General features: G+C 58.5%; 14 protein-coding genes and 1 pseudogene. 8 read left to right on the top strand and 7 right to left on the bottom strand.

Translation table 11 applies throughout. The annotated features are described in order from the left end of the window. Positions 1–1,069 precede the first annotated feature (1,069 nt). The 4 genes from EAH78_RS29495 (at position 1,070) to EAH78_RS29510 (ending at position 8,503) form a co-directional block, all read left to right on the top strand. Positions 1,070–3,211, top strand: coding sequence for a cytochrome-c peroxidase (locus EAH78_RS29495; protein WP_140671685.1), 2,142 nt, complete (start codon positions 1,070–1,072; stop codon positions 3,209–3,211). A gap of 146 nt (positions 3,212–3,357) precedes the next feature. Further along, entirely contained in the window at positions 3,358–4,647 is a 1,290-nt protein-coding gene (locus tag EAH78_RS29500; RefSeq protein WP_140671571.1) for a GGDEF domain-containing protein, read from the top strand. Between the two features lie 90 nt (positions 4,648–4,737). Next, entirely contained in the window at positions 4,738–6,534 is a 1,797-nt protein-coding gene (locus EAH78_RS29505; protein ID WP_140671574.1) for an acyl-CoA dehydrogenase C-terminal domain-containing protein, read from the top strand. 190 nt (positions 6,535–6,724) lie between these two features. Continuing rightward, positions 6,725–8,503 carry an acyl-CoA dehydrogenase C-terminal domain-containing protein gene (locus tag EAH78_RS29510; RefSeq protein ID WP_140671576.1) on the top strand — a complete coding sequence of 593 codons (1,779 nt, stop codon included), beginning with the start codon at positions 6,725–6,727 and terminating at the stop codon, positions 8,501–8,503. Between the two features lie 228 nt (positions 8,504–8,731). Here EAH78_RS29510 and EAH78_RS29515 read toward each other — a convergent pair whose 3' ends face one another. Beyond that, complete coding sequence (locus EAH78_RS29515) at positions 8,732–9,661, bottom strand: LysR family transcriptional regulator (RefSeq protein WP_140671578.1); 930 nt, start codon at positions 9,659–9,661, stop codon at positions 8,732–8,734. 169 nt (positions 9,662–9,830) lie between these two features. On the opposite strand from EAH78_RS29515, the gene EAH78_RS29520 reads away from it, so the two are divergent. The 4 genes and pseudogenes from EAH78_RS29520 to EAH78_RS29535 all read left to right on the top strand — a co-directional run bounded on the left by EAH78_RS29520 (position 9,831) and on the right by EAH78_RS29535 (position 12,228). Then, a complete protein-coding gene (locus tag EAH78_RS29520) occupies positions 9,831–11,066 on the top strand; it encodes an aspartate aminotransferase family protein (RefSeq protein WP_140671581.1) in 1,236 nt (411 codons plus the stop codon). 251 nt (positions 11,067–11,317) lie between these two features. Then, positions 11,318–11,672, top strand: a pseudogene (locus EAH78_RS29525) (type II toxin-antitoxin system RelE/ParE family toxin). Then, positions 11,665–11,985: a helix-turn-helix domain-containing protein gene (locus tag EAH78_RS29530; protein ID WP_140671583.1), complete on the top strand. Its 321-nt coding sequence runs from the start codon at positions 11,665–11,667 to the stop codon at positions 11,983–11,985. Before EAH78_RS29525 ends, EAH78_RS29530 begins: the two are co-directional and overlap by 8 nt. 84 nt (positions 11,986–12,069) lie before the next feature. Continuing rightward, positions 12,070–12,228 carry a YqaE/Pmp3 family membrane protein gene (locus tag EAH78_RS29535; RefSeq protein WP_007904205.1) on the top strand — a complete coding sequence of 53 codons (159 nt, stop codon included), beginning with the start codon at positions 12,070–12,072 and terminating at the stop codon, positions 12,226–12,228. Positions 12,229–12,379: 151 nt separating this feature from the next. Here the strand turns inward: EAH78_RS29535 and EAH78_RS29540 are convergent, their stop codons facing one another. The 6 genes from EAH78_RS29540 to pqqA form a co-directional block, all read right to left on the bottom strand. Then, complete coding sequence (locus EAH78_RS29540; protein ID WP_140671586.1) at positions 12,380–14,203, bottom strand: S9 family peptidase; 1,824 nt, start codon at positions 14,201–14,203, stop codon at positions 12,380–12,382. Continuing rightward, positions 14,169–15,323 carry a pyrroloquinoline quinone biosynthesis protein PqqE gene (gene pqqE / locus EAH78_RS29545; RefSeq protein ID WP_170219189.1) on the bottom strand — a complete coding sequence of 385 codons (1,155 nt, stop codon included), beginning with the start codon at positions 15,321–15,323 and terminating at the stop codon, positions 14,169–14,171. Before pqqE ends, EAH78_RS29540 begins: the two co-directional genes overlap by 35 nt. Further along, the gene (gene pqqD, locus EAH78_RS29550; RefSeq protein WP_007947819.1) at positions 15,316–15,591 is read right to left on the bottom strand and encodes a pyrroloquinoline quinone biosynthesis peptide chaperone PqqD; all 276 of its coding nucleotides are present in this window, start codon (positions 15,589–15,591) and stop codon (positions 15,316–15,318) included. The genes pqqE and pqqD overlap by 8 nt, the downstream gene beginning before the upstream one ends. Further along, on the bottom strand, positions 15,588–16,340 hold the full coding sequence (pqqC, locus tag EAH78_RS29555) for a pyrroloquinoline-quinone synthase PqqC (protein WP_140671590.1): 753 nt from the start codon (positions 16,338–16,340) through the stop codon (positions 15,588–15,590). Before pqqC ends, pqqD begins: the two co-directional genes overlap by 4 nt. A gap of 127 nt (positions 16,341–16,467) precedes the next feature. Next, positions 16,468–17,379 (bottom strand): pyrroloquinoline quinone biosynthesis protein PqqB, encoded by a 912-nt coding sequence (pqqB, locus tag EAH78_RS29560; RefSeq protein WP_140671592.1) that lies wholly within the window; start codon positions 17,377–17,379, stop codon positions 16,468–16,470. A 76-nt stretch (positions 17,380–17,455) separates the two neighbouring features. After that, entirely contained in the window at positions 17,456–17,530 is a 75-nt protein-coding gene (gene pqqA, locus EAH78_RS29565) for a pyrroloquinoline quinone precursor peptide PqqA (protein ID WP_009045898.1), read from the bottom strand. Between the last annotated feature and the right edge of the window lie 40 nt (positions 17,531–17,570).

A 17,570-nucleotide genomic window follows, 5' to 3' on the forward strand; every position in this document is an offset into this window, starting at 1 on the left:
GCGCTGAATCCTGCGCAAGAAAAACGCAAAGCCGTGAGTGTCGAATTCTGGCTCGATCCAGCGGGAAAAGTGCCTGTGTGCGGTCGACACTTGCCGTTCGGATGCTTTCACCTGCGTGCGTCGGCCGGTTATGGACGCAAACGCGAGAGACATTTCCTTGAGCCTGAGGAGTACAAAGCAGTTGTCGTGCCTGTTTTGAAACAATTAGACACAAACAGTCGCCGACGCACTCAGAATGCGGGCTGCGCGGCCAAGGATGGTAGTGCGAATAACACTATCGAATTAATACCCCCGGCATAGGGGGGGACATATACCCAAGTTTGGGAGTGTGTTAAGTGTCGTGCAGTTAGTCACTGGCTGAGTTTTATCATAAGTGCTGAATGAGAAATATTGTCTATATCTACTCCGGGCGGAATAGCAATGCAAGAGAAATGTGTGGAGGGTGTTAGTCATAAGCATTTTTGTATTGATGTTAAATAAAATACATAGCTCACGCAGTGCAGCTAGTACACGCGTGAAGTGGGGGTTTATCATGTAGGTGCTGAGTAAGTGGGCCTGGTGTGCCGCGAAATTAAATTGCGGGCGCCATTAGCTACTGAGTTAGCAATTACTTTGCCAGGGTTTTGCATAGAAGGTTTTTATATATAAGTTACTGTAATTATTGACATTATTTTTTTTGGTTGATGATATTTGGATTGGTGTTGGGGGATATAACCCAGAGGTGGGGGTGGAAGTACACCAAAGTTGAGGAGGGTTTTAGTCGCACTTGAGAGGTGGTGCTATTAACAAAAAATAGCTAACACCTGACAGAAAAAAATATTCGTTTCCGCTTTTGAAATTTTTTGTTACAGCTAGAGTGAAGTTAAGCGCTCTCACCGGCGCGACAAAAAAGTGTTTCTATCAAACCTGAGCCAAGAGTGTACTTTGCCAGTTAGGCTTCTTCTCGCCTGGGCCAACTTCGAGTTGGTGTGGTTATGTGCGCGAGTAGCAAGATTCATGGCCATGAGTTCATCTCGCAACAGGATAACTCCGGAGCTTGGCTACTCCGTACTTAATCGAGAAAGACATCATGGTGAAGCCCTTGAATTACCTTTTCACTATCCGCAGGGCCTGCGCGATCACGGGCGGCCTGATTGCACTCGGTCTGGCGTGCGAGGGCGCTGTCGCCGCATCAGCACCAGAGGTTGTCGCGCCGGTAGTGGATGTACCTTCCCTGCAATCGCTGCACGGCATGACACCCCCTGACCCTTCCGGCACCGAAGGCGGGCGCAAAGTCGACCTGATGACCGACTATGTACTCAATCGCTCGGCGGCGATTCTGCTGGGCAAGGCACTGTTCTGGGACATGGAGATCGGCAGCGATGGTTCGACGGCGTGCGCGTCCTGCCACTTTCACGCGGGTGTCGATCACCGGATCACCAACCAGATCAACCCGGGCCAGGCCAGCACCCATGCCAACGTATCGTCGATCTTCAACAAACCGTTTGTAGCCTCCGATATTCCAGGCGACGTCCCTTCCTACGCGACCTTGTCCGCCGGCAAGGGCGGCCCGAACTACACGCTGAAAAAAACCGACTTCCCGACTCACGTGCTGGCCGATCCACTGGATCGCAACTCGCCGATTGTCTACTCGACCGACGATGTGGTCGGCTCACAAGGGGTATTCGACGCCAACTTCGTCAAGCCGAATCAACCGCGCTTCGACAAGTGCACGCAGCAACCGGACGGCGTGTTCCAGGTCGGCGGTATCAACGTGCGGCGCAGCACCGGGCGCAATGCCCCGACGGTGATTAATGCTGCGTTCAACGTACGCAATTTCTGGGACGGTCGGGCCAATAACGTGTTCAACGGTTTTTCGCCGTTCGGTAATCGCGATCCCGATGCCGGGATTTTCGTCACCAGCGATCGCAGCGGGGTGGCCACCAAGGTTCGGCTGGCACTCAACGATGCTTCTGCCGCCTCGCAGGCCGTGGGCCCACCAGGCAGTCCGGTCGAAATGTCCTGCGGCGGGCGCACGTTCGCCGACATCGGCCGACGCATGCTCGATACGCTGATGCTCAAGCAGCAACGGATTTCCTCCACCGACTCTGTACTGGGCCCCGTTTCAGGCGCCCGTCGCCCGACCTACAGAGAGTTGATCAAGGCCGCTTTCCAGCCTCGGCTGTGGAACGCCACACAGCAGGTTGCGCTCGGTGGCGCGCCCTATACCCAGATGGAGGCCAACTTCCCGCTGTTCTTCGGGCTGGCGATTCAGATGTATGAATCCACCCTGATCTCCGACCAGGCCCCCGTGGATGCTTACTTGCAAGGCAATCAGCAGGCGATGAATGCGCAGCAGGTCCAGGGGATGAATCTATTCCTTGGCAAAGGCAAGTGCATCAGTTGTCACGGCGGTGCAGAACTGACCAACGCCGCCAGCCGGTTGCTGTTCCATCCCCGTGAGCGGATCGAACGGATGCTGATGGCTGACAACCTCACCGCGCTTTACGACAACGGCTTCTACAACACGGGTGTGCGCCCGACGTCGGAAGACCTGGCGCTCGGCGGATCCGACGCATGGGGCAACCCGCTGTCGTTCACCCGCGAATACAACACCCAACTGCAGGGCATCAATGTGCCCGATCCGCTGGAGGTGGATGTGTGCACCTTCGAAGCGCTGCTGAGCGCGGGATTGCCGTGCGACGCGACGCTCAAACCCAATGTGGGCTTCCACGATGCGGTGGATGGGGCCTTCAAAACCCCGACGCTGCGCAACATCGCGCTGACCGGGCCGTACTTCCATAACGGCAGCCGCTCGACACTCAAGCAGGTTGTCGAGTTCTACAACCGCGGTGGCGACCGGCGCGGCTCGGAAGCGAACAACACCAGTGGCTTCGATCATCCGAGTGTGAATCAGCACAACACCTCCAACCTTGATCCGGACATGACCGCCCTGAACCTGACACCTGATGAAGTGGATGCACTGGTCAAGTTCATGGAAGTCGGGTTGACCGATCCGCGGGTGGCCTGGGAGCAGGCGCCTTTTGATCATCCGTCTCTGGTCATTCCACAAGGCCATATAGGTGATGAAAACGCCGTGACGTTGAAGCCCGTCAGCCCGAAAATCACCACCCGACAAGCGGCAGACGCGCTGATTACACTCAAACCGGTGGGTGCGGAAGGGCACCCGGCTACGGAAGGGCCACTGTTGCCGTTCTACAACGATCTCTGATGGACTGATGTGACTGGCCTCGCTGTTTGCGGCCAGTCACGCACCCGCTAAAAAAACCTGACATTTCGCTCAGTAAGTCGACGTTTCTGCCGTTACAGTAGGTGGGCACAATGCCATCTATTGCCATGACGGTCGGAGCTTTACCCTTGCCGCGTTCTTCCGCTGTACATTTCAGCCATTTCCTACCGTCGTTACTGCTTTTACTTGCGGGGCTTGCGGCTGCCTACATCGAGGATCTGAACGTTTTCTTCACCTCGCTGTTCAACGTCCTGCCGACGTTGGTGCTGTTGCTCGGCGGTGCGTATTGCGCGGTTTACCGACGTCAGCGCGAGCTGTTTCTGATGGTCACGGTGTACATCGCCTACTTTTTGCTCGACACCCAGACCGACTATTACCGCGACAACGGCAAAGTCCGTGAAGACGCCGCCGTGGTTTTCCATCTGTGTTGCCTGTTGCTGCCGCTGTTATTCGGTGTATTCGCGGCCTGGCAGGAGCGCACGCACCTGTTTCAAGACATGGTGGCGCGCTTCGCTGTGTTGCTGGCCGTCGGCAGTGTTGCGTTGGGGCTGGAGCAAAGTTACCCACAGGCCTTGCTGATGTGGCTGTCGGAAATCCGCTGGCCGGCGCTGCATGGTGCCTGGATGAGCCTGATCCAGCTGTCTTATCCAGTGTTCATCGCTTCGTTCCTCTTGCTGAGCTGGCAATACTGGCGCAACCCGCGTCCGTTGCACGCCGCTCAACTGGTGGGGTTGCTCGGGTTGTTCTGGGCGCTGCCGAAAACCTTCATTCTTCCGTTTACCCTCAATATCATGTGCAGTCAGGTGATGCTGATGATTGCCGCGGCGGTTGCCCATGAAGCGTACCAAATGGCTTTCCGCGACGAGCTCACCGGTCTGCCGGGCCGTCGCGCCTTAAACGAGCGGATGCAGCGCCTGGGGCGCAATTACGTGCTGGCCATGAGCGACGTCGATCACTTCAAGAAATTCAACGACACCCACGGTCACGATGTCGGCGACCAGGTGCTGCGACTGGTTGCCAGCAAGCTGTCGAAAATCGGCGGCGGCGGTAGGGCGTATCGCTACGGCGGTGAGGAATTTGCGCTGGTGTTCGCAGGCAAGACGCTCGAAGAGTGCATGCCGCACCTGGAAGTCATCCGCGAATCCATCGCCACCTACAATATTCAGCTGCGCAATCAGGACAACCGGCCCCAGGACGACCAGCAAGGTCGTCAGCGCCGCTCGGGTCCGGGTGCTTCAAGTGTGTCAGTCACCGTCAGCATCGGCGTCGCCGAACGTGTGGAGCAGCGCACCCCTGAAAAGGTCCTCAAGTCAGCGGACGAAGCGCTCTACAGCGCCAAGGGCGCCGGGCGGAACTGCGTGGTGGCGTTCGGTCAGACCCGTCGTGGCGCCGTGCGAATGGACGCCGCTGCGGGTTGAGTGATGATGGCGCATTCAGCGTCTGGACTGTGATTGTGAGGCGTGGTGGCCGGCAGTAGGTTTGAAGCATCTGCTGACGGAGAAACGACCATGCCTGCGTACAAAGCTCCCCTGCGCGATATGCGCTTTCTGATCGACCACGTCTTCGACTTCCACAGCAACTACGCTGCGCTCGGCGCTACCGAGGCCAGCCCGGACATGATCAACGCGATCCTTGAAGAGGGCGCGAAGTTCTGTGAGAACGTTCTGGCCCCGTTGAATCGCAGCGGTGACGAAGAGGGCTGCCATTTCGACAATGGCGTGGTGACGACGCCTACAGGCTTCAAGCAAGCTTTCGCACAATACGTCGAAGGCGGCTGGCATGGTCTGGCGGCGGACCCCGCGTACGGTGGCCAGGGCCTGCCGAGTTCGTTGGGGCTGGTGATCAGCGAAATGGTCGGCTCCAGCAACACCTCGTGGGGCATGTACCCGGGGCTGACCCACGGCGCGATGTCGGCGATCCACGCCCACGGCACCGAAGAACAGAAAAACACCTACCTGAGCAAACTCACCGCGGGCCAATGGACCGGCACCATGTGCCTGACCGAAGCCCATTGCGGCACCGACCTGGGCATCATTAAGACCCGCGCCGTGCCTGAGGCCGATGGCAGCTACGCGATCTCCGGCAGCAAGATTTTCATCTCGGCCGGCGAGCACGACATGAGTGACAACATCATTCACCTGGTGCTGGCGAAACTGCCGGACGCGCCGGCTGGCACCCGGGGCATCTCGCTGTTTATCGTTCCAAAGTTCCTGCCCGATGCCGCGGGGGAGGCGGGCGAGCGCAATGGCGTTGCCTGCGGTTCGATCGAACACAAAATGGGCATCAAGGCGTCGGCGACGTGCGTCCTGAACTTCGATGGCGCCAAGGGTTTCCTGATCGGAGAGCCGAACAAAGGCCTGAACTGCATGTTCACCATGATGAACCACGCACGCCTCGGCACCGGGATGCAGGGTTTGTGTCTGGGCGAAGCGAGCTTTCAGGGCGCGATCAAATACGCCAACGACCGCTTGCAAATGCGCTCCCTGACCGGCCCGAAAGCGCCAGAGAAAGCCGCCGACCCGATCATCGTCCATCCAGACGTGCGCCGGATGTTGCTGACCATGAAAGCCTTCAATGAAGGCAACCGCGCGCTGACGTACTTCACTGCGCAGTTGCTGGATGTGGCGCACTTGAGTCCGGATGAAAGCGCACGCCAGGACGCCGAGGACCTGCTGGCCTTCCTGACGCCGATCTGCAAAGCCTTCATGACCGACACCGGGCTGGAAGTGACCAACCATGGCATGCAGGTGTTTGGCGGGCACGGGTTCATTCGTGAATGGGGTATGGAGCAGTTGGTGCGCGACTGCCGGATTGCGCCGATCTACGAAGGCACCAATGGTATTCAGGCGCTGGACTTGCTTGGGCGCAAGGTGCTCGGCAGTCAGGGCAAGTTGCTGCGTGGCTTTACCAAAATCGTCCATAAATTCTGCGCGGCGAACGCTGAGCACCCGCAGCTCGGCAGCTACGTGACGCAGCTCAACACGCTGAATCAGCAGTGGGGCGAATTGACCACCCAGGTCGGCATGGCCGCGATGAAGAATGCGGACGAAGTCGGGGCTGCGTCGGTGGATTACCTGATGTACAGCGGTTACATCATTCTCGGCTATCTGTGGCTGCGCATGGCGCTGGTGGCTCAGGCGCAGCTCGATGCGGGTAGCGGTGATGCCGATTATTGCCAGGGCAAACTCGCGACCAACGAGTTTTACTTCAAGCGATTGCTTCCGCGCACTGCCGCTCATCGGGCGGCCATCGAGGCGGGAAGTGATTGCCTGATGAAACTTCCAGCGGAGTTGTTTGCGCTTTAGTCTTTTAAAATGAGCAACAAAGGAAGCTCGCGTCACTGCGGGCTTTTTTTATGACCAAATGGTCAGTGACTAATCATTACAAAACGGTCATGGGCTGACCCTATGTGTCGTAAAAGTTGTTGGGTTACACTCGGCCCCAACGAATGCACCACTCCTATGAATCACCCGATTAGATCTTGCGAGGTTTGCCATGGCTGACTACAAAGCGCCCCTGCGCGATATGCGCTTCGTTCTCAATGAAGTTTTCGAGGTCTCCAAACTCTGGGCCGAGCTGCCTGCGTTGGCCGAGACCGTCGATGCGGAAACCGTCGAAGCCATTCTTGAAGAAGCCGGCAAGGTCACCAGTAAAAGCATCGCGCCTCTGAGCCGTGCGGCTGACGAAGAAGGTTGCCATTGGGCGGACGGTGCCGTCACCACGCCGGCAGGTTTCCCACAGGCTTATCAGACTTACGCTGAAGGCGGCTGGGTTGGCGTGGGCGGTGATCCGGCCTACGGCGGCATGGGCATGCCCAAGGCTGTTTCGGCTCAGGTCGAAGAAATGGTCAACTCCGCCAGCCTGTCGTTCGGTCTGTACCCGATGCTGACCGCCGGCGCCTGCCTGTCGATCAACGCCCACGCCAGCGAAGAGCTGAAAGCCGCGTACCTGCCGAACATGTACGCCGGCGTCTGGGCCGGTTCCATGTGCCTGACCGAGCCACACGCCGGTACTGACCTGGGGATCATCCGCACCAAGGCCGAACCTCAGGCCGACGGTTCCTACAAAGTCAGCGGCACCAAGATCTTCATCACCGGTGGTGAGCACGACCTGACCGAAAACATCATTCACCTGGTGTTGGCCAAACTGCCGGATGCACCGGCCGGTCCGAAGGGTATTTCGCTGTTCCTGGTGCCGAAGTTCATGGTCAACGCCGACGGCAGCCTGGGCGCGCGCAACCCGGCGAACTGCGGTTCGATCGAACACAAGATGGGCATTCAGGCATCCGCGACTTGCGTGATGAACTTCGACGAAGCCATCGGTTACCTGGTTGGCGAGCCGAACAAAGGCCTGGCGGCGATGTTCACCATGATGAACTACGAGCGTCTGGGTGTGGGTATCCAGGGCCTGGCTACCGGTGAGCGCTCCTACCAGAACGCCGTCGAATACGCTCGCGATCGTCTGCAAAGCCGTTCGCCGACCGGCGCGCAGAACAAAGACAAAGTCGCCGACCCGATCATCGTCCACCCGGACGTGCGTCGCATGCTGCTGACCATGAAAGCCTCGAACGAAGGCGGCCGTGCCTTCTCGACTTACGTGGCCATGCAACTGGACACCGCCAAATTCAGCGAAGACGCGACCACCCGCAAACGCGCTGAAGATCTGGTGGCGTTGCTGACCCCGGTAGCCAAGGCATTCCTGACCGATCTTGGCCTGGAAACCACCGTTCACGGTCAGCAGGTGTTCGGCGGCCACGGTTACATCCGTGAGTGGGGCCAGGAACAACTGGTGCGCGACGTGCGCATCACTCAGATCTACGAAGGCACCAACGGCATTCAGGCGCTGGACCTGGTCGGACGCAAGATCGTCGGCACGGGCGGGGCGTTCTATAACCTGTTCGCTGACGAGATCCGTCATTTCACCGCGACTGCCAGCGCTGATCTGGCGGAGTTCACCAAGCCGCTGAATGACGCCGTGACCACCCTTGACGAGCTGACCGCGTGGTTGCTGGACCGCGCCAAAAACAACCCGAATGAAATCGGCGCGGCGTCGGTCGAGTACCTGCAAACCTTTGGTTATGTGGCGTACGCCTACATGTGGGCGTTGATGGCCAAGGCTGCTTTGGGCAAAGAAGCGCAGGACGATTTCTACGCGAGCAAACTCGGCACGGCGCGCTTCTACTTCGCCCGCCTGCTGCCGCGTATTCACTCGTTGAGCGCGTCGGTGAAAGCCGGCAGCGAGTCGCTGTTCTTGCTGGAAGCTGCGCAGTTCTGACAAATGTGACGTTATGTAAGCATTCTCTTACATAGCGTGCTGCTGTTTTCCCATAGGCGTAGATTGGATCCACAGCTAATCTACTTCACATGGACGTCGCGCAGGAAGCGCAAAGCAACAACACGGACACGTAGGATTCTGCCAGGACGGCGGAGTGAAATGGATGTCAGGGAAACAGTCTGCAAAGCCCCGCTTCGGCGGGGTTTTCTTTTACCGGCAGAAAAGTTTCTAGCTCAGCCCATCAAGGGTTTTCGAGTTGTTCAGACGTTCATCGGGCCCGTTAATCACCTCCTCCAGCAGCGTGCGTAACAAGGCCAGCGAGGTCTGTTGGCGCTGTACGTCGCGGCACACCAATCCGACTTTCAGCGGCACCCGCGGCTCGGTCAGTGGTTTCCACAGCAGTTCGTTGTTGCCGAGCGCCTTTTGCGAGCGTCCGGGCAGCACCGTCGCCAGTCGGGTATGTGGCAGGCTGTCGAGGATCCCCGCCATGTTGTTCAACTCCGCCTGCACCTGTGGGCGCCTGCCGAGACTGGCCAGTTGCGTCTGCCAGATCTGGCGGATCTGGAACTCTTCTCCCAACAACAGCATCGGTAACTCGGCGGCCTGACTCATGGAGACTTTCTTGAATTCGCGCAACGGGTGATCGGCGGGGATGACCAGGGTCAGTTCATCTTCGTACAGCATCACGCCGTGCAACCCTGGCTGACGCGGCGGCAGGTAGCTGATGCCAATGTCCAGCGAGCCGTTAAGCAGTCGTCGCTCGATTTCCAGCCCGGTCAGTTCGTAGATCTGCACCACCAGGTGCGGTTGAGCCTTGCGTACCCGCTCAAGCATCTGCGGCACCAGGCTGGTGTGCACGGTTTGCAGTACACCGATGGCCAATGTGCGCATCGCCTGTCCCTTGAAATTGCCCAATGCCTCGCGCGCCCGCTGCATGCCATCGAGCAGTGGCACTGCGTGGTTGTACAAGGTGTGAGCAGCCAGGGTGGGCAGCAGACGTTTGCTGCTGCGCTCAAACAGGCTCACATCGAGGTTCTGTTCGAGATGGCGGATTTGCTGGGACAACGCCGGCTGAGAGATTGAAAGCCGCTCGGCAGCCCGGCCTACGTGGCCTTCTTCGTAGACCGCGACGAAATAACGCAGTTGCTTGAAATCCATAAGGGATGATTATCGAAAATGCTGGAAAATCGAAATGGCTCAAGGCCAGGCAAGCGCCTAGTCTAACCGCATTCACAAGGCTTACAGGGCCATAGAACGCGATGAATATCGTTTGCGCCGAAGGTATTTACATAGGTAAGGCAAAAAACCTCAATCGGGGTTTTTTCGGATGAATCTGTTCAATTTACGGCGTAATCCGCCGAGTCTTGATGACCTTGCTTCGGACACATTCCAGCCGTCCCACCGCGACCACTTTTCCAGCGAGTATCTGATGCCCAGCGTCGAGCGGCCGAAACAGATTTTCGTGCGTGGCCAAGGCTCCTGGTTGTGGGACAGCGATGACCGCGCTTACCTGGATTTCACTCAAGCAGGCGGGACCAACAGCCTGGGGCACAGTCCTTCGGTGCTGGTGCAGGCGATTTCGCAACAGGCTCAATCACTGATCAATCCCGGATTTGCCCTGCACAATCGCGGCATGCTCAACCTTGCCGGGCGCCTCTGCACCGCCACTGGCAGTGATCAGGCGTACCTGCTCAACAGTGGCCGCGAAGCGTGTGACGCGGCGATCAAACTGGCGTGTAAGTGGGGTCAACGCTATCGCGGCGGAGCTTCGCGCATCATCGTTGCCGGCAACGGCTGCCTTGACCGTCGTTTCGAAACGATGGCGGATTTGCACCAGGTTGCCTTCAATGATCTTGCAGCCATGCATGCAGCGGTCGACGCCCGGACCGTAGCCATCATGCTTGAACCGATCCAGAACGCAGCGGGAGTGAACCCGGCCGCCGAGCATTACCTCAAGGGTGTTGAACGCCTGTGTCGTGAGCTGGGGATTCTGCTGATTCTCGACGAAGTACAAACCGGTATCGGGCGTTGCGGCACATTGATCGCGGAACAGTCCTACGGCGTTCGGGCAGATATCGTTGTCCTCGGCGAAGGGCTGGGTGGTGGCGTGCCGCTCGCTGCGTTACTGGCGCGAGGCAAGGCCTGCTGTTTCGACGTGGGTGACCTAAGCGGTATTCATCATGGCAATGCCCTGATGACGGCTGCCGGGCTGGCGGTACTCGACAGCGTGCAGGACAGGGGTTTTCTCGTGCATGTCAGGGAAACCGGGCAGCACCTGCGTGAAGGCCTCGGGCGCTTGGCTCATCGTTACGGCCACGGCGAATTGCGTGGGCAAGGTCTGCTTTTGGGGCTGACGCTGTCGGACGATTCTGCCCACGCCGTGGTCCGTGCCGCGCTGTACGAAGGCCTGTTGCTCAGCGCTCCGCAACCCGACTGCCTGCGCTTTACCCCCGCACTGACGGTCAGCAACGCCAACATCGACGAAATGCTTCTGCGCCTGACCCGCGCCTTCTCCCGTGTGCGCACCGCGCAATTGCAGTGCCGCAAAGGGATTGCGGTCTGATCAGACCTTTCCCACGCACATTCCAGAACCGTCTCGCGGTAATAACGCATCGCCCCACGTTTGATTCTTTTCGCGTGGGGCGTTTTTTTATCTCTGCGTTTTGCCGAATGCATTCACCGCTTGAGTGGTGACCGGATAAGTGGCTTTTTAAAAGGACCGGCAAGGAATGCCGGTGCCAATGAAACAGTTTTATTAAAAAACTGGTTTTGAAATCTATACCACTGGGTGGTATGTTTTTGGAAGGGATGCCAATGTCACCAAGGTTATTCAAGGCAAAACGCTTTGCGACGCAAGCCGCAAAAGCATGGATCGGTGACGAGGAGCTTCGAGAGGCATTCACTGGAATGCTTAATGGCCAGGCGGACAATCTTGGCGGCGGGGTCTGGAAAAACGCTTGAATGCCAACCGGCATCGTTCGATTGTCCTGGCCAGGGAGGCAATTACTACGTTTATCAGTTTCTGTATGCCAAGAAGGACCAGAACAATATTTGTCAGACAGACCTGATCGCTTTTCGGAAAATGTCGAAGATCTACGAGGGGCTTTCGGATTCGCAAGTCCAGCACTTCCTGGATATCAAGGAGTTTGTGGAGATATTTTATGAGTAAGAAATTCAGAAGTGAGGCGTCAGAATCCATTTACGAATCTGCCAATGCCTTGTTTTCCATCGGTGCAATCAGCAAGACCACCTTGCGCGAGTTCGAAGACCTTTGTCTGGCTCCGGTACCTGAGGCTATTGATGCAGAGCAAATAAAAGCGCTACGTGAACGCAACAACGTCAGCCAGCCCGTATTCGCCCGTTATTTGAACACCAGCGCTTCGACGGTGAAGCAATGGGAGGCGGGGGATAAGCACCCCAGTGGCATGGCGCTGAAGCTGCTGAGCATCGTTCAAAAACATGGCCTGGAAATACTGGCCTGAGGCAATGCACTGAACCCTGACGAACGGCACAGGTCGATTAACTGTAGGGCTCACACGAGCCACTTCCAATCAGGAGCTGCCCCCATGGACTTTATTCGAATCATCATCGCCATTCTGTTGCCGCCATTGGGTGTGTTTCTGCAAGTCGGTTTCGCCGGGGCGTTCTGGCTGAATATTTTGCTGACGTTGTGCGGTTACATTCCGGGGATCGTGCATGCGGTTTATATCATTGCCAAGCGCTGAACTTAGCGTCGTCAGGTAGACCGCTTTCGCGAGCAAGCCCGCTCCCACACTAGATCTTCAGTGAACACGTTATCTACGAACACCTGAGATCAAATGTGGGAGCGGGCTTGCTCGCGAAGGTGGCGCCGCAATTTCAGTACGAGCGCAGACTTCAGTCCCCAAGCTCCATCACCCGCCGATAAAACAACCACTCCTGCTCCAGCGCATGCGCCTGATTGCCCGCCTTGCGAAAGCCATGGCGTTCGTCGGCGTAGTAATGCGCTTCAACCAAAATACCGTTGTCCTGCAGCGCCGTAACCATGTCCCGGGTCTGCTGCGGCACGACCACTGCGTCCAGTTCCCCTTGAAAGAAAATCACCGGCACGCTGATGTTGCTCGCATGCAGCAGCGGTGTGCGCGCAGCGTAGCGCTCGGCGTCCTGTAGCGGATCGCCGATCAGCCAGTCCAGATAATCGCCTTCGAATTTGTGCGTTGCGCGCCCCAATGCCACGGGATCGCTGACACCGTACAAACTGGCACCGGCGCGGAAAACCTTCTGAAACGCCAGCGCGCAAAGAGTGGTGTAGCCGCCAGCGCTACCGCCGCGAATAAACGCTTTTCCACCATCGATCAATCCACGTTCGGCGAGATGGGCGACCACTGCGCAGGCGTCCTCCACATCCACGTCACCCCAACTCAAATGCAGTGCCTGACGATAAGCCCGGCCATAGCCGCTGCTACCGCGATAATTGAGATCGGCCACGGCAAAGCCGCGTTGCGCCCAGTATTGAATGCGCGGATCGAGCATCGGGTAGCACGCCGACGTCGGACCGCCGTGGATGAACACCACCAGCGGCGGCTTTGCAGCACCGGTCATCGCTGGATAGAAGAAACCGTGGGCTTCACCTGAGCCGCTCGGGTAGCGCAGGGTTTGCGGGACGCTGATCTGCTCGGTGGGTAACGGCGCAACGCCGCCGGCTAATACCTTGACCTGTCGGCTATGGCGGTCGATGGCGATCACCGCCGACGAACTGACCGGCGATGCGGCGATGCAATAAATAAATTGCTCATCCAGCGCCAGATAGCGGAAGCGACTGTAGGCGCCGGTGAAATCTTCGGAGGTCTCACCGCAAAGACCCAGTCGGCCAAAACCTTCTTTCGTCCAACTGGCCAGGTATTTGTCTTCACCCAAAGGCAGCCAGGTGCAGCCTCCAAGTTGCCACGGTGCCGGCCCATGATCGGCCGCGGCACAGGGCAACGGGCTCAAACCGTCTGATGACTCCGCCCATGGCTGCCAAAAACCGCCACGGTCCGTCAGACAAAGCAATCGACCGCTGTCATCGAATCGAGGTTGTTGCAGTGATTCCTGAACATCCTCACCAGCCACGCAGCGTGGCACCGCAAACTTACCCTCGCTCTGGCGCTCGGCAACCATCAGCCGCGTCGCGGTCCAGGGCTGTTCCGGCCGGCTCCACTCGATCCACGCGAGGCGTTGCGAGTCTGGGCTCAGGGTCGGTGCTGCGTAGAAGTCGGCACCCTCTGCCAGCAGATGACGCGTGCCGTCCTTCCCATCAATCGCCACCAATCGATGCCGGTCGCGGTTCTCTTCAACCGCCAAAACCTGTCCGTTGGCGGATTGCAGATCGCCATATCGGCACTGACCCGAAGTCAGTACCACAGGCTCGCCTGTGAGCGATTGCCGATACAACTGCTGGTCTGCCTCGTTGACGAAAACGATCCCGTCATCCGTCAGACAAAACGCCCCACCGCCATATTCGTAGACCCGACTGCGCACACTGAAACCCGCGGGTGTCAGGCAGTGTGCCTGGCCATCGCGCCAATGCCAGATCCGGCAGGCGGCGTCTTCAGGCCGGTATTCGTTCCAGAACAGGCCATTGCGACCGACCTGCAACTCGGCAAAGTCGACACCGGCCGCGACCGCTTTAGCGGCGCTGAAGGGCTCAGCTTTTTGCGATGAGGCGTGAGTTTCGTTCATTGCGAAAGGCCAGTTGTTCGATGGTCTGGGTGGCGTGCTCGGCTTCTTCGCGGGCTTTGAGGATCACGCCGTGATGTTCGGATTTGCTGCACACCGGGTCGGCATTGCTCGCATCGCCCGTAAGCATGAACGCCTGGCAGCGGCAGCCGCCGAAGTCCTTTTCTTTCTCGTCACAAGAGCGGCAAGGCTCGGGCATCCAGTCGTAACCGCGAAAGCGGTTGAAGCCAAACGAGTCGTACCAGATGTGCTGCATGCTGTGGTCGCGCACGTTGGGAAACTGCACCGGCATCTGTCGGGCGCCGTGGCAGGGCAGGGCGGTGCCGTCCGGCGTGACCGTCAGGAAGATGCTGCCCCAGCCATTCATGCAGGCTTTCGGGCGCTCTTCGTAATAGTCCGGCGTGACGAAAATCAGCTTGCACGGATGCCCTTCGGCTTCGAGCTTGGCGCGGTATTCATTGGTGATGCGTTCGGCGCGGACCAGTTGTTCCTTGGTCGGTAAAAGACCGACCCGATTGAGCTGCGCCCAACCGTAAAACTGACAGGTGGCGAGTTCGACGAAGTCTGCCTCAAGGGCGATGCACAGCTCGATGATGCGGTCGATCTGGTCGATGTTGTGCCGATGGGTGACGAAGTTCAGCACCATCGGATAGCCATGAGCCTTCACCGCCCGGGCCATTTCCAGCTTCTGTGCAAAGGCCTTTTTCGAACCGGCCAATAAGTTGTTCACCTGCTCATCGCTGGCCTGGAAGCTGATCTGGATGTGGTCCAGTCCGGCCTTCTTGAAGTCACTGATTTTCTGCTCGGTCAGGCCTATGCCGGAGGTGATCAGGTTGGTGTAGAAACCCAGCTTGCGCGCCTCGGCGATCAACTCGGCGAGGTCCTGGCGCACCAGCGGCTCACCACCGGAAAAACCCAACTGCGCCGCGCCCATCTCCCGCGCTTCGCGGAACACTTTGATCCACTGCTCGGTGCTCAGTTCTTTGCCTTGCTCGGCGAAGTCCAGCGGATTGGAGCAGTACGGGCATTGCAGCGGGCAGCGATACGTCAGTTCGGCCAGCAACCACAGCGGCAGGCCGATTTCCGGTTTGGGCGGTAACGTGTCTGACGCAGAATCAGGCAAGTTCGATCCAGTGCTGAGCACGGGCGACCTCCATGAATTGCTCGATGTCTTCACCGAGCTCGGGCACGCCGGGGAACTGCGCGTCCAGTTCGGCAATGATCGCTGCGACATCGCGTTCGCCGTCGATCAAACCGCCAATCAGCGCGGCGCTTTCATTGAGTTTGATCATGCCTTCCGGGTACAGCAGCACATGGCCTTTCTGCGCCGGTTCGTACTGGAAACGGTAGCCGGTACGCCAGGTCGGGGTCTTGCTGCGGTCGAAACTCATAAGGTGATTCCTTTGTGCCAGACCCGTTGTTCGGTCACGCTGTGATACGGCGGGCGTTTCAGTTCGTAGGCCATGCTCATGGCATCGAGCATGCTCCAAAGAATGTCCAGTTTGAACTGGAGAATTTCCAGCATGCGCTCCTGGCCTTCTCGCGTCGTGTAGTGCTGCAAAGTAATGGCCAGACCGTGTTCCACGTCACGGCGCGCCTGGCCCAGGCGAGTGCGGAAATACTCGTAGCCGGTCGGGTCGATCCACGGGTAATGCTGTGGCCAGCTGTCCAGGCGCGATTGGTGGATCTGCGGAGCGAACAGTTCGGTCAGCGAACTGCTGGCGGCTTCCTGCCAACTGGCTCGACGGGCGAAGTTGACGTAGGCATCGACGGCGAAACGCACGCCGGGCAGGACCAGTTCCTGGGAGCGCAGTTGATCCGGGTCGAGGCCTACTGCCTGACCGAGACGCAGCCAGGCTTCGATGCCGCCGTCTTCGCCGGGGGCGCCGTCGTGGTCGAGCAGGCGCTGAATCCACTCGCGGCGGATTTCGCGATCCGGGCAATTGGCGAGGATCGCGGCGTCTTTCAGGGGGATGTTCACCTGATAGTAGAAACGGTTGGCGACCCAGCCCTGGATCTGCTCACGAGTTGCCCGACCGTCATACATCGCCACATGGTAGGGGTGATGGATGTGGTAATAGGCGCCTTTGGCGCGTAGGGCGGCTTCGAATTCAGCGCGGGACATTGGGGTGTCAGTCATTGCGGTTCTCCGGAAAACAACCGGTGGATTCTTTGGTGTCTGGTCTGACGCCTTCGCGAGCAAGCCCGCTCCCACATTGAAATGCATTTCAATGTGGGAGCGGGCTTGCTCGCGAAGAGGCCATTGGCTACAACACAATACTCATGCCGTCATACGCCACTTCAACACCCCGCCGAGCCAGCTCGGCCCGCTCCGGCGAATCCTCATCCAGAATCGGATTGGTGTTGTTGATGTGGATAAGCACCTTGCGCTGCTTGGGCAATTGCTCCAGCACTTCCAGCATGCCACCAGGGCCGTTCTGCGCCAGATGGCCCATTTCCCGACCGGTGCGGGTGCCGACGCCACGGCGCTGCATTTCGTCGTCGTCCCACATCGTGCCGTCCACTAGCAAGCAATCGCTGCCGGCCATGATCTCCAGCAAAGGCGCGTCGACCTTGCCCAGCCCCGGCGCATAGAACAGCTTGCCGCCGGTGCTCAGGTCTTCAACGATCAGGCCGATGTTATCGCCGGGGTGCGGGTCGAAGCGGTGCGGTGAATAAGGTGGCGCGGCGCTACGCAGTGGCAGCGGGGTGAAACGCAGGTTCGGGCAGGCCGCAATGGTGAAACTGCGATCCAGTTCGATCCGGTTCCAATCCAGCCCGCCATTCCAGTGGGTCAGCATGGTGAACAGCGGAAAACCGCTGCTCAAATCTTCATGGACCATGTCGGTGCACCAGACCTGATGCGGACACCCTTCGCGCAGGCTGAGCAGGCCGGTGGTGTGGTCGATCTGGCTGTCCATCAGAATGATCGCGCTGATGCCGGTGTCGCGCAGGGCCCGGCCCGGTTGCATCGGGGCGAAACTCTGGAGTTGGGCGCGAATGTCTGGCGAAGCGTTGCACAGCACCCAGTTCACGCCATCATCGGAAATTGCGATAGACGATTGGGTCCGCGCCTTGGCATTCAGGCTGCCATCGCGAAAGCCGGCGCAGTTCACGCAGTTGCAGTTCCACTGGGGGAAACCGCCGCCGGCGGCGGAACCTAGAATCTGGACAAACATGGCCGCTCCATCATTCGAAAACTGAAAATAAAAACGCCTCGGCGAGCCGAGGCGTTGGCACTGCGATACAAAAAGATTAGCGGCTTGCGAAGTACATGGTGACTTCAAAGCCGATACGCAGGTCGGTGTAAGCGGGTTTGGACCAGGACATGGGAGCGCTCCTTCAGGTGATGGGACAGTTGAGATCTATA

Origin of the sequence: Pseudomonas arsenicoxydans (assembly GCF_006438915.1) — a bacterium.
Taxonomy (GTDB): Bacteria; Pseudomonadota; Gammaproteobacteria; order Pseudomonadales; family Pseudomonadaceae; genus Aquipseudomonas; species Aquipseudomonas arsenicoxydans_A.

Excerpts from the sequence above, each read along its gene's own strand:
- EAH78_RS29495 (WP_140671685.1), top strand. The coding sequence starts at position 1,070 with ATGGTGAAGCCCTTGAATTACCTTTTCACTATCCGCAGGGCCTGCGCG.
- EAH78_RS29505 (WP_140671574.1), top strand. The coding sequence starts at position 4,738 with ATGCCTGCGTACAAAGCTCCCCTGCGCGATATGCGCTTTCTGATCGAC.
- EAH78_RS29510 (WP_140671576.1), top strand. The coding sequence starts at position 6,725 with ATGGCTGACTACAAAGCGCCCCTGCGCGATATGCGCTTCGTTCTCAAT.
- EAH78_RS29515 (WP_140671578.1), bottom strand. The coding sequence starts at position 9,661 with ATGGATTTCAAGCAACTGCGTTATTTCGTCGCGGTCTACGAAGAAGGC.
- EAH78_RS29520 (WP_140671581.1), top strand. The coding sequence starts at position 9,831 with ATGAATCTGTTCAATTTACGGCGTAATCCGCCGAGTCTTGATGACCTT.
- EAH78_RS29530 (WP_140671583.1), top strand. The coding sequence starts at position 11,665 with ATGAGTAAGAAATTCAGAAGTGAGGCGTCAGAATCCATTTACGAATCT.
- EAH78_RS29535 (WP_007904205.1), top strand. The coding sequence starts at position 12,070 with ATGGACTTTATTCGAATCATCATCGCCATTCTGTTGCCGCCATTGGGT.
- EAH78_RS29540 (WP_140671586.1), bottom strand. The coding sequence starts at position 14,203 with ATGAACGAAACTCACGCCTCATCGCAAAAAGCTGAGCCCTTCAGCGCC.
- pqqD (WP_007947819.1), bottom strand. The coding sequence starts at position 15,591 with ATGAGTTTCGACCGCAGCAAGACCCCGACCTGGCGTACCGGCTACCGT.
- pqqC (WP_140671590.1), bottom strand. The coding sequence starts at position 16,340 with ATGACTGACACCCCAATGTCCCGCGCTGAATTCGAAGCCGCCCTACGC.
- pqqB (WP_140671592.1), bottom strand. The coding sequence starts at position 17,379 with ATGTTTGTCCAGATTCTAGGTTCCGCCGCCGGCGGCGGTTTCCCCCAG.